Origin of the sequence: Pseudomonas sp. Irchel s3f19, from assembly GCF_900187555.1 — a bacterium.
Taxonomy (GTDB): domain Bacteria; phylum Pseudomonadota; class Gammaproteobacteria; order Pseudomonadales; family Pseudomonadaceae; genus Aquipseudomonas; species Aquipseudomonas capeferrum.
In genome coordinates, this window is the sequence record NZ_FYDW01000002.1 from 686,905 (window position 1) to 698,434 (window position 11,530).

At 63.1% G+C, this 11,530-nt stretch carries 10 protein-coding genes; 5 read left to right on the forward strand and 5 right to left on the reverse strand.

Going from position 1 to position 11,530, the window contains the following annotated elements; translation table 11 throughout:
- Positions 1–49: 49 nt before the first annotated feature.
- Entirely contained in the window at positions 50–430 is a 381-nt protein-coding gene (locus CKW22_RS07005; protein WP_052040632.1) for an AraC family transcriptional regulator, read from the reverse strand.
- Positions 431–609: 179 nt separating this feature from the next.
- Between CKW22_RS07005 and CKW22_RS07010 the strand changes: the two genes are divergently transcribed.
- From CKW22_RS07010 to CKW22_RS07025, 4 genes are all read left to right on the forward strand, one after another.
- Positions 610–1,584, forward strand: a complete 975-nt coding sequence (locus CKW22_RS07010) for a GlxA family transcriptional regulator (protein ID WP_033702240.1) — start codon at positions 610–612, stop codon at positions 1,582–1,584.
- Positions 1,585–1,731: 147 nt separating this feature from the next.
- Complete coding sequence (locus CKW22_RS07015; protein WP_033702242.1) at positions 1,732–3,519, forward strand: monovalent cation:proton antiporter-2 (CPA2) family protein; 1,788 nt, start codon at positions 1,732–1,734, stop codon at positions 3,517–3,519.
- Positions 3,520–3,712: 193 nt separating this feature from the next.
- The gene (locus CKW22_RS07020; protein WP_033702243.1) at positions 3,713–4,624 is read left to right on the forward strand and encodes a LysR substrate-binding domain-containing protein; all 912 of its coding nucleotides are present in this window, start codon (positions 3,713–3,715) and stop codon (positions 4,622–4,624) included.
- A 102-nt stretch (positions 4,625–4,726) separates the two neighbouring features.
- Positions 4,727–5,989: an OprD family porin gene (locus tag CKW22_RS07025; RefSeq protein WP_095063928.1), complete on the forward strand. Its 1,263-nt coding sequence runs from the start codon at positions 4,727–4,729 to the stop codon at positions 5,987–5,989.
- Positions 5,990–6,052: 63 nt separating this feature from the next.
- On the opposite strand, the gene CKW22_RS07030 is transcribed toward CKW22_RS07025, so the two are convergent.
- The 4 genes from CKW22_RS07030 to ycaC all read right to left on the reverse strand — a co-directional run bounded on the left by CKW22_RS07030 (position 6,053) and on the right by ycaC (position 10,375).
- Positions 6,053–7,894 carry an amidohydrolase gene (locus CKW22_RS07030; protein WP_162181163.1) on the reverse strand — a complete coding sequence of 614 codons (1,842 nt, stop codon included), beginning with the start codon at positions 7,892–7,894 and terminating at the stop codon, positions 6,053–6,055.
- A gap of 301 nt (positions 7,895–8,195) precedes the next feature.
- Entirely contained in the window at positions 8,196–9,014 is an 819-nt protein-coding gene (locus CKW22_RS07035) for an alpha/beta fold hydrolase (protein WP_033702249.1), read from the reverse strand.
- A 46-nt stretch (positions 9,015–9,060) separates the two neighbouring features.
- Positions 9,061–9,627, reverse strand: a complete 567-nt coding sequence (locus CKW22_RS07040) for an antibiotic biosynthesis monooxygenase (protein ID WP_081874765.1) — start codon at positions 9,625–9,627, stop codon at positions 9,061–9,063.
- Between the two features lie 118 nt (positions 9,628–9,745).
- Positions 9,746–10,375: an isochorismate family cysteine hydrolase YcaC gene (ycaC, locus tag CKW22_RS07045; RefSeq protein WP_033702251.1), complete on the reverse strand. Its 630-nt coding sequence runs from the start codon at positions 10,373–10,375 to the stop codon at positions 9,746–9,748.
- A gap of 352 nt (positions 10,376–10,727) precedes the next feature.
- On the opposite strand from ycaC, the gene CKW22_RS07050 reads away from it, so the two are divergent.
- Complete coding sequence (locus tag CKW22_RS07050; protein ID WP_227696596.1) at positions 10,728–11,288, forward strand: PBECR2 nuclease fold domain-containing protein; 561 nt, start codon at positions 10,728–10,730, stop codon at positions 11,286–11,288.
- Positions 11,289–11,530: the final 242 nt, after the last annotated feature.

The window sequence follows — 11,530 nt, forward strand, 5'->3', positions numbered from 1 at the left end:
AACGGGGGCGGTACTATCCGGAGGTGGTATACCAACGGATAAACATGGTTTAAGAATGAGCGCCGGACGCGGCGTTCTGGCTGGTCCGCCGCCATGCCTTGGGCGGCTGGCCGACCAGGCGGCTGAACGCCCGGGTGAAATGTGACTGGTCGCAGAAACCACATTCGAGGCTGACATGGGTGATCGGCACCTCGGTGACCAGCAACCGCTTGGCCTTCTCCATGCGCGCCAGCAGGCGCCAGGCCTGGGGCGACAAGCCGGTGTTGACCTTGAACGCGCGAGAAAAGTGGCTGCGGGTGAGGTTGCACAGGCCAGCGATCTCGATGATCGACAAGGGGCTGTGCAGCATCAGTTCCTTGGCCTGGCGCAGGCGTGCAGGGGTCAGCGCGCCCGGCGCCTGTGAGGTACTGCAGATCGTCAGAGGGCTCATGGCGACTCTCCTGTTCAATGAGGAAAGTCTCGCCCCGAGGACATGACAAAGTCCTGAGCCAAACCTGAATAGTTCTTAATTGTGCATTGCTGGCCCTGGCCGCTATACCGATACCTTAAGATGCGCGCCTGTTCAGCTTCACGCCGCCAGCGGCGGCCCGTACTAAAGGCGAAAGTGGTATGCAGGAAAATCGCGCTCACCGCACCGTGGCGATGGTGCTGTTCAATGATGTGCTGTTGCTGGATGTCACCGGCCCCATGGATGCCTTTGCCATTGCCAACCGCTTCTTGCCCGCCGAGCGGCGATACCGGCTGATCACGTTGGCCGACGGCGATGGGGTGGTGCGCGGCTCATGCGGGCTGAGGGTCATCGCTGACCTGCGCCTTGAGGCGCTGCCGGAAGCCGTCGACCTGTTGCTGGTACCCGGAGGCCCAGGCGCCTACGACGTTGCGCTGCCGGGGCTCGAGCACTGGCTGACGCAGGCCGTGCGTGGGGCCAAGCGTTTCGGCGCGATCTGCACTGGCGTGTTCTTGCTGGGCCGGGCGGGGCTGCTTGGCGGTTATCGCTGTACCACCCACTGGAACTACGTCGAGCGGCTGGCGCGGGCCTTCCCTGAGGCGAAAGTCGAAACCGAACAGATCTATGTGATCGACCGCTGCCTGATCACCTCGGGCGGGATCACGGCAGGTATCGACCTGGCCCTGGCCGTAGTTGCCGAAGACCATGGCAAGGCACTGGCGCTGGAAGTGGCCAAAGTGCTGCTGGTCGCGCGCCATCGCCAGGGCGGGCAGACACCTTACGGGCCGTTGCTGGCGGCCGTGCCGCGCGACGACTCGCCGACCGCGCGGGTGCAGGCCTATATCGTCGACCATATCGACCAGCCGTTTACCGTGCGCAAGATGGCCGACCTGGTGGCGATGAGCAGCCGCAATTTTGCCCGGACCTTCCAGCGCGAGGTCGGCATCACCCCGCTGCAGTACCTGCAGAATGCGCGTATCGATCAGGCACGCAAAGTGCTCGAGGGCAGCGACCTGCCGTTGAAGGTGGTGGCAGCACAGTGTGGGTTTGGCAGTGATCGGCATATGCGCAAGGTGTTTTGCGAGCGCATCGGCATGACACCAGCGCAGTACCGGGCGCAGTTTGGTGGCGGCTGACAGATACACGTGTGGAGGATCATCACTGTCCCGCCTGGCGAGACAATGTTTCTCCTTCCAGCCAGATTGTCTAACACCCCCTCCACCTCCAGAATTGTCCGCCACACTGTTCTAACGCTGCCCCGGCAGCTCATGGAGTTCGAGCCAATGCCACACGAAGGCAGCCTTCTGCAAACCGCGGTGATCTTCCTCTTCGCCGCCGTCCTTGCCGTCCCCTTGGCCAAGCGCCTGCAACTGGGCGCGGTGATCGGCTACCTGCTGGCTGGCGTGGCCATCGGCCCGCAGGCGCTGGGGCTGATCCGCGATACCGAGAGCGTCGCGCACATTTCTGAACTGGGCGTTGTTCTGCTGCTGTTCATCATCGGCCTGGAGCTGTCACCCAAACGCTTGTGGCTGATGCGCAAGTCAGTGTTCGGCGTGGGGGCTGCGCAGGTGTTGCTGACCGGTGCGGTGATCGGCGCCATCGCCCTGTTTGGCTTTGCCCAGTCATTGCCGGCGGCCCTGGTACTGGGCCTGGGCCTGGCGCTGTCATCGACCGCCCTCGGCCTGCAGAGCCTGGCCGAAAGCAAGCAGCTGAACGCGCCGCACGGTCGCCTCGCGTTCGCCATTCTGCTGTTTCAGGACATCGCGGCCATCCCGCTGATCGCCCTGGTCCCGCTGCTGGCCGCCAGCGGTCCGGATACCAGTCACGGTGACAGCCTCGAACATGCACTAAAGGTATTCGCCAGTATCGCCGTGGTCATCGTCGGCGGCCGTTACCTGCTGCGCCCGGTGTTTCGCATCGTCGCCCGTACCGGCCTGCCGGAGGTTTCCACCGCCACCGCGCTGCTGGTGGTGATCGGTACCGCCTGGCTGATGGAAGAGGCCGGCATTTCCATGGCCCTGGGCGCCTTCCTCGCCGGCCTGTTGCTGGCCGACTCGGAGTACCGCCACGAGCTGGAGTCGCAGATCGAACCGTTCAAGGGGCTGCTGCTGGGGCTGTTCTTCATCAGTGTCGGCATGGGCGCCAACCTGAGCCTGCTGCTGGAAATGCCGCTGGTGCTGTTGGGCCTGACCCTGCTGCTGATCGCGGTCAAGCTGACCTTGCTGATCGTGGTCGGCCGACTGGCCGGCGGCCTCAACAGCGCCAGCGCCCTGCGCCTGGGGATGGTGCTGGCGGCGGGTGGCGAGTTCGCCTTCGTGGTGTTCAAGCTGGGCAAGGACCAGGGCTTGTTCGACACCCAGACCTACGACCTGCTGATGATGACCATCACCCTGTCGATGGCCCTCACCCCCCTGCTGATGCTCGGCTGCGCCCGCGCCCTCAAGCGCCCGCAGCCGCAGCGTGAAGTGCCGGAGCAGTACAAGCAGATCCAGACCGACGCCCCGCGTGTGGTCATCGTCGGCATGGGCCGCATGGGGCAGATCGTCTCGCGCATCCTGCGCGCCCAGAAGATCCCCTTCATCGCCCTGGAAACTTCGGTGGACGCCATCGAGATGACCCGCATGTTCGAGCAGGCTCCAGTGTTCTACGGCGACCCCTTGCGCGCCGAGGTGTTGCATGCGGCCAAGGTGGGCGAGGCCGAGTACTTCGTCATCACCACCGACGACCCGGAAGTCACCACCCGCACGGCGGAGCGGGTCAAGCGCCTGTACCCGCACCTGAAAGTGCTGGCCCGCGCGCGTAACCGCCAGCATGTGCACAAGCTGATCGATGTAGGCGCCGAGCCGATTCGCGAGACGTTCTATTCGAGCCTGGAGATGACCCGCCGTGCGCTGGTGGGGTTAGGGTTGAGTGATGAACAAGCGGCGGATCGCATCGCCCGGTTTACCCAACACGACGAAGAAGTGCTGGTAGCCCAAGGGCAGGTGCGTGATGACCGGGCCAAGGTGATGCAGACAGCCAAGGAAGCGCGGGTGGAACTGGAGCGGTTGTTTGATTCGGATGCGGATTGAGTTGTGGATTGAGGCTTGGAGCGCTCGCCGTTAGGTGATTTGTCGCCATAGAGATCGAGCGCCGCGCGGGCGGCGCTCGACTTCATAGGCCTTGAACGCCTATCGACAGGCGCCTAGAAGCCATTAACCAGCCCCACAGATTAAACCGTTAAACTGCGAAACTGCCCTTACCGTTCCACCCGGAGAACGATCATTGGAAGACCTCAACTCCCTCTACTACTTCACCCAGGTAGTGGAGCACGGCGGTTTCGCCCCGGCAGGTCGCGCGCTGGACATGCCCAAGTCCAAGCTCAGCCGGCGTATCGCAGACCTTGAAGAGCGTCTTGGCGTACGCCTGCTGCACCGCACCAGCCGGCATTGCTCGCTGACCGAAATCGGCCAGGCCTACTACAACCGTTGCCTGGCCATGCGCGTGGAGGCCGAGGGCGCGGCGGAGATCATCGAACGCAACCGCAGCGAGCCGCGCGGGCTGGTGCGCATCAGCTGCCCGACCACCCTGCTCAACTCCTGGGTCGGGCCGATGCTGACGCGCTACATGCTCAAGTACCCGCAGGTAGAGCTGTTCATCGAAAGTACCAACCGCCGCGTCGACCTGCTGCATGAAGGCTTCGACGTGGCGCTGCGCGTGCGCTTTCCGCCGCTGGAAAACACCGACATGGTGATGAAGGTGCTGAGCAACAGTACCCAGTGCCTGGTCGGCCAGCCGCAATACCGGGAGCAACTGCCCAAGGGCTTCGACCCGCAGATGCTCGGCCAGCTGCCCAGCGTGCACTGGGGCAGCGCCCAACGTGAGTACCAGTGGGAGCTGTTCCAAGGGGAAGACCAAAGCCACAGCATCGTGATCCCGCACACACCGCGCATGGTCACCGACGACCTGTTTGCCTTGCGCCATTTCGTGGTGGCCGGTGTGGGCATTGCGCACCTGCCCCGGGTAGCCGTGCGCGAGGACCTGGCCGAGGGCCGGCTGGTGGAGCTGTTGCCGGGCTGGCACCCGCGCTGCGGCATCGTGCATGCGATCTTCCCGTCGCGACGCGGCTTGCTGCCGTCGGTGCGGTCGCTGATCGATCACCTGGCCGAGGAGTTCGCCATCAGCGACATGGCCTGAATCTGTACTGCCCTTTCGCGGGTTTACCCGCGAAAGCACACCTTTACAAGACCCTCGCCTGCGCTTGCTCCACAGTCCTGGATCATCCATCCCGGAGCCCCCATGATCCGCGCCACTCACGGCCCCGGCCGCGCCCTGCTCGCCACCCTCGCCCTCTGCCCCGCGCTCAGCCAGGCAGAAGAACCCGGCTGGTCGCTGCTCAGCCGCAACTACTTCCTGCACAGCGACTTCCGCTCGCCTTCCGGCAGCGGCCAGAACTACCGTCAGGAATGGGCGCAAGGCTTCATCGGTGAAATCCGCTCGGGGTTCACCGAAGGCACTGTGGGTGTCGGCATCGATGCCCATGGCTTTCTCGGCCTCAAGCTCGACGGTGGCCGCGGCCATGCCGGTACCGGGCTGCTGCCGCGTGACAGCGATGGCCGTGCCGAGTCCGACTATTCCAGCGCCGGCGCCGCCATCAAGCTGCGCCTGGGCAATACCCTGCTGCGCTATGGCGAGATGACCGTCGAGACACCCGTGTTCGATACCGGCGACAAACGCCTGCACCCCGAATACGCCACCGGCTGGTTGCTGGAGAACACCGCCCTGCCCGGCTGGCGCCTGGAGGCCGGACGCTTTACCGCGTTCAACAACCAGGACAACAGCTCGACCCACGACGATTTTACAGGCTACGGCGCCACCACCCATGGCCGCGCCATCAGCCTGGCCGGCGCCACGTTCGCAGCCGATGGCCCGTTCGGCGGCGCGCTGTACGCCAGCCAACTGCAAGACACCTGGCGCCAGGCCTACCTCAATCTCAACCTGGCCGAAGGCAGTTGGCGCCTGGACGGCAACCTCTACAAGAGCCGTAATACCGGCAACGCCAGCGCCGGCGCCATCGACACCCTTGCCTTCAGCTTGGCGGGCAAGTACAGCTTCGGTGCCCAGGCCCTGACCCTCGCCTACCAGAAGGTCGAAGGCGACACCCCCTTCGACTTCGTCGCTGGCGACTCGATCTACCTGGCCAACTCGATCAAGTACGCCGACTTCAACGGCCCGGGCGAGCGCTCATGGCAGCTGCGCTATGACCTCGACTTCGCCACCCTTGGCATGCCCGGCCTGAGCCTGATGGGCCGCTACGTCAGTGGCCGCGGGGTCGACGGCACGCATGCCCCGGCAAGCGGCGCCTACGCGGCGCAACAGGGCCAGGGCGGGCGCCACTGGGAACGCGATATCGACCTCAGGTATGTGGTGCAGTCCGGCGTCGCCAAAGACCTCAGCCTGGCGCTTTCCCACGTCACCCATCGCGCCAACCAAGCCCAGGCGGGCGACGATATCGACCGCCTCTACCTGATCATCGAATACCCACTCAAAGGCAGCTTCTGAACTGAGCCGATAATTCACTCAAGCAAAAAAAGGGGCCTCTGCAGGCCCCTTCTTCACATCAACTCAGAACGCGAAGCACGAACAACCCAGCGCCCCCCAGAACCCTTGGAAATCGTTCACCGGCACGCTGGAATGCCGCGCCTTTTCATGGCTGTGCGCATGCACCCCACACGGGCCGCTGCACTGGTGCACCGCTGCGGCCAGCGATGGCGTACCCACCCGCCAGTGCCCCGGCACCTTGGCCACCGGCGACCATTCCGGCAGTACTGGCACCTGCGGCGGGCCGAGCCTGTCGAACTCGCCGGCGCCGTACACGACCTTGCCATCGACGAGGGTCAGCACCGACTCGATGCCCTTGATCGCCTCTTCATCGACACTGAAGAAGTCCAGCGACAACGCCGCCAGGTCGGCCAGCTGGCCCACCTTGATCTGGCCTTTCTTGCCCTGCTCACTGGAGAACCAGGCGCTGCCCTGAGTGAACAACTGCAGCGCGGTGTCGCGGCTCAGGCCTTCCGGGTACAGCGCCATGCCGCCAACGGTCTTGCCGCTGACCAACCAATACAACGAAGTCCACGGGTTGTAGCTGGAGACGCGGGTTGCGTCGGTACCGGCCCCGACCGGCACACCCATGTCGAGCATGCGCTGGATCGGCGGTGTCTTTTCGGCTGCCTTGGCACCGTAGCGGTCGACGAAGTATTCACCCTGGAAGGCCATACGGTCCTGGATGGCGATGCCCCCGCCCAGGGCGCGCACGCGCTCGATGTTTTCCGGGGTGATGGTTTCGGCATGGTCGAAGAACCACGGCAGGCCGTTGAACGGAATGTCCCGGTTAACCTTTTCGAACACATCGAGCATGCGCGTGATCGATTCGTTGTAAGTAGCGTGCAGGCGGAACGGCCAGCGCTGCTCGACCAGGTGGCGCACCACCGGCTCCAGCTCTTCTTCCATGGTTTGCGGCAAGTCCGGCCGCGGCTCAAGGAAGTCCTCGAAGTCGGCGGCGGAGAACACCAGCATCTCACCCGCGCCGTTATGGCGCAGGAAGTCCGTGCCGCTGTGAAGCTTCACGCTCGACGTCCACTTCTTGAAGTCGTCGAGTTCTTCCTTAGGCTTCTGGGTGAACAGGTTGTAGGCGATGCGCACGGTCAACTGGCCCTTGTCAGCCAGCTCCTGGATCACCGAATAGTCGTCGGGGAAGTTCTGGTAGCCACCCCCGGCGTCGATGGCGCTGGTCAGGCCCAGACGGTTGAGCTCACGCATGAACTGGCGGGTCGAGTTGACCTGGTATTCCAGCGGCAGCTTCGGCCCCTTGGCCAGGGTAGCGTAGAGGATCATCGCGTTAGGGCGGGCGATGAGCATGCCGGTCGGCTCGCCGAATTTGTTGCGCTGGATCTCGCCACCTGGCGGGTTCGGCGTGTCCTTGGTGTAGCCCACGGCCTTGAGCGCAGCGCGGTTGAGCAGTGCGCGGTCGTACAGGTGCAGCAGGAACACCGGGGTATCGGGCGCGGCCTGGTTGATTTCTTCCAAGGTCGGCATGCGCTTTTCAGCGAACTGGAATTCGTTCCAGCCACCGACCACACGCACCCACTGCGGGGTTGGGGTACGGGCGGCCTGGTCTTTGAGCATGCGCAGGGCATCGGCTACCGACGGTACGCCTTCCCAACGCAGCTCCAGGTTGTAGTTCAGGCCACCACGGATCAAGTGCAGGTGGGAGTCGTTCAGGCCCGGGATGACAGTACGCTGCTTGAGGTCGATGATCTGCGTGGCGGCGCTTTTGTGGGCCATGGCGTCGGCGTCACTGCCGACGGCAATGAAGCGGCCGTCCTTGATGGCAACGGCGGTGGCGGTGGGCTTCTCACGGTCAACGGTGTGCAGTTTGCCGTTGAACAGGATGAGGTCGGCGGTCATGGAGCCTCCTTGGGTGGATGCATGGGCGGAACCGGCGGAGCCGGCGAAGGGCAATGCGGACCAGAGCGCGCCAGCAGCACCGAGCACGGTGCTGGTGGCGAGGAACTGGCGACGGCTCTTGTCGTTGGGGTCCTGGGACATGGTCTTCTCCGTCTGGGTGCGGCGGCGGCAAGCGCAACTGCGGAGCATGCCGGTTCGTGCCTGGCCAAGGCTTGGATGGATGTGCGGTGGGTGGGTGAAGGTTAGCCTTGATCAGCTTTTGTGCAGCGGCCGGCCTCGGCGCGAGGCGGCCGCTGGATTTTCACCGGTTCAAGAACGCCAGCAGGTCTTCGTTCAGCTGCTGCGTATGCGTCACGGCAAAGCCATGCGGCGCGCCTTCATACACCTTCAACTCGGCACCGCGGATCAACTCGGCAGCCTTCTTGCCGGTGGTCTCGAACGGCACGATCTGGTCCGCGTCACCGTGGATAACCAAGGTAGGCACCTCGATCTTGGCCATGTCGGGGCGGAAGTCGGTCTCGGAAAACGCGCTCACGCAATCCAGTGTGCCCTTGATCGAGGCCAGCAGCGCGATGTTCAGGGTTTGCGTCAGCACACCCTGGGACACTTGCTGGCCTTGGTTCAAACCATAGAACGGCGTGGCGAAATCAGCGATGAACTGCGCCCGGTCCGCACGCAGCCCTGCCTGAATGCCTTCGAACACCGATGCATCGACCCCTTCTGGGTTGTCATCACGCTTGCCGAACACCGGCGTCACCGCGCCCAGCAGCACTAGCCCGGCAACTCGCTCGTTGCCATGGCGGGCGATATAACGGCTGACATCGCCGCCGCCCATGGAGAAGCCCACCAGGGTCACTTCACGCAGGTCGAGGTGCTCGATCAACTGGGCGATGTCATCGGCAAAGGTATCGTAGTCGTAACCATTCCACGGTTGGCTCGACCGGCCGAAGCCACGGCGGTCGAACGCGATGGCGCGGTAGCCGCGGCTGGCCAGGAACTCCATCTGCGCGTCCCACATGTCGGCATCCAACGGCCAACCGTGGCTGAACAGCACGGGCTTGCCGCTGCCCCAGTCCTTGAAATAGAGCGAAGTGCCGTCGCGGGTTACGAGTGTGCTCATGTCGGTATCTCCTTGAAAGTCTTTTGGGGTGGGGGGTGGAGCTGGCTCAGCCACGCAGCCAGTTGGCGCAGCGGCGGGTTACCCACGGCATGATGTAGAACACCACGGGCAGGATGACGAACAGGTTGACGATCAGGTTGCCGGTGATCGGGCCGCCCAGCTGCGGGACGCGGGCGAACAACGGCGCCAGCAGTTGCGGGATGATCATGGTCATCGGGCAGATCACCAGGTAGGTCAGCAGTGCCTGCTTCCAGCGCGGCGGTTGCTTCGCGGTGGTGCTCGGCGGGGTGAACCAGAACTCCGGGTCGTCGTGGACCTGGGTGTTGTCACCCTCCTCCAGCAACGGCAGCACCTGGCTGACCAGCGTCTGGCGCTCGGTGGAGTTGACCCAGGCCTGCAACAGGCTGGCGTCGCTGAAGCGCACCACGGTGGTGAAGTGGCGGCCACCGTCTTCCGGGCGGATCACGTTGACATCGAGGTGGCCGGGTTGGCGGCGTGCGGCGCTGACCGTGTGCTTGAGCCACGCTTCGTAGCCTGCCAATGCTTCGGCACGAACCTTGTGCTGGATGACCAGGGTAACCACGTTGCGGTTGTCTTGGAGTGCGGTGTTCATCGGCGTTCCTTGGGATGAGCTGGCCCGCATCCACTGTGCAACGGCGAACGGGCGGAAGATTGCATGGGTGTGCTGCCCTTGCCGGGCACCGACTGGCGGTGCCCGGGGGCGTGGCGGGTTACTTGCCGGCGTTGAAGGCGTTGTAGCTGCTCATCAGGTTGCGGTAGTCCGGGATGTGGTTGGAACACAGCGCCGCCAGGCCTTCGACATCGTTGCGCCAGTCGCGGTGCAGCTCACAGGCCACGCCGAACCAGGTCATCAGTTGCGCACCGGCACGGCTCATGCGGTCATGGGCGGCGTCGCGGGTCATGGCGTTGAAGGTGCCGGACGCATCGGTCACCACGAACACCTCGAACTCTTCTTCCAGGGCTGCCAGGGCCGGGAAGGCTACGCACACCTCAGTCACGACACCGGCGATGATCAGTTGCTTCTTGCCGGTGGCCTTCACGGCCTTGACGAAGTCTTCGTTGTCCCAGGCGTTGATCTGGCCTGGGCGGGCGATGTAGGGCGCGTCCGGGAACAGCGCTTTCAGCTCGGGTACCAGCGGGCCGTTGGGGCCTTGCTCGAAGCTGGTGGTGAGGATGGTTGGCAGGTTGAAGAACTTGGCCAGGTCGGCCAGGGCCAGCACGTTGTTCTTGAAGGCGTCCGGCTCGATGTCACGCACCAGGGACAGCAGGCCAGCCTGGTGGTCGACCAACAGCACGGCTGCGTCGTCTTTGTTCAGGCGGTTGTATTTGAATGGGGTCATGGTCGTTGCTCCTAAGGGTTTTGATCTTCAGTGATTTGGGTGTTTCGCGTTGATGGGAGAAGATTAAAACCATCACCTATGGAGCGGTAGATAGCTGTTTTTGGCTTTAGCGTTCTATTTTGTGAACGATTAGTTGGCAATGGATTTGCTGGCTTGTTTGCGTAGCGGCCTCAGCATTCTGAAATGCCAGCAATGTCCTACTGCGATGTCAGTCATTACCTGCGAAACCGCGTCGCATCGGGAAATCCCCTACGAACTGTGTCGATTCCCTTCTGATTGTTCGCGCTCTGCCCGCTCCCTAGGCTTGTCGAGCCCTATCGCTTCAGCCCTCCGCTTGTCACCAGGTACCTCCTTGACCGTCACTACCCCACCCGCAAAAATCACTGAGAAAGGGTGTCAGCGCACTTGGCTGGATATGGGGCTACCCGATCTCAGGTCACTTCACCGTGAGATGCGTGCTCAAGCTATCGAGGAGATTGCTGCAGCGGACTCCCATGACGATGCTATCGAACTGGTCGCTCAGCACTTCGGCTTTAGCGACTCACCTATCGCCTTTGTGGTTCTCAAGACGCCCTTGGGAGGTGTTCAGGTTCGGCGCAGCTGTATCTGTCACATCGTCGAAAAAAGGCAGGATGCCCGGGAACGTTATGCCCAAGTAGCCTTGGATACCTTGACCGGGCCGTTTGAAGTGTGGAGTGTCGCCTATACCAACGACACACATAGATTGGCATTTATCAGGGTCTATGAGACCAAGCGACAGATGCTGGTGATCGTGACGCTCGAGAGCGGAAAAATGCTGTGGAATTTTATGCAGTGCGACGCGAAAGCGTTGAACAAGCATCGCCATGGCGAGCTGCTCTTCAAACGCTATGCGTTTCTGCCGAACAAAGAAAAGGGCCACTGTAACCAGTAGCCCTGAAAGAGGTGCTTGATATTCATATACACACCCTCAAGCCGGGGTGTGGAGGTCTCACCCTGCGCTGATGATTCAGCCATCGACGGGGTTCCTACGCCAGTTACTGCCGCTGAATGGCAACTGGTTTCGCGCTCAGGTAAAACGCTACCACAGTCCTTGGACAAGTCAACAGGCGACCAGGGTGAGCGCAGCCGGACAACATTGCCTGGCGAACCAACCTGCTCTATTACTACCCACAG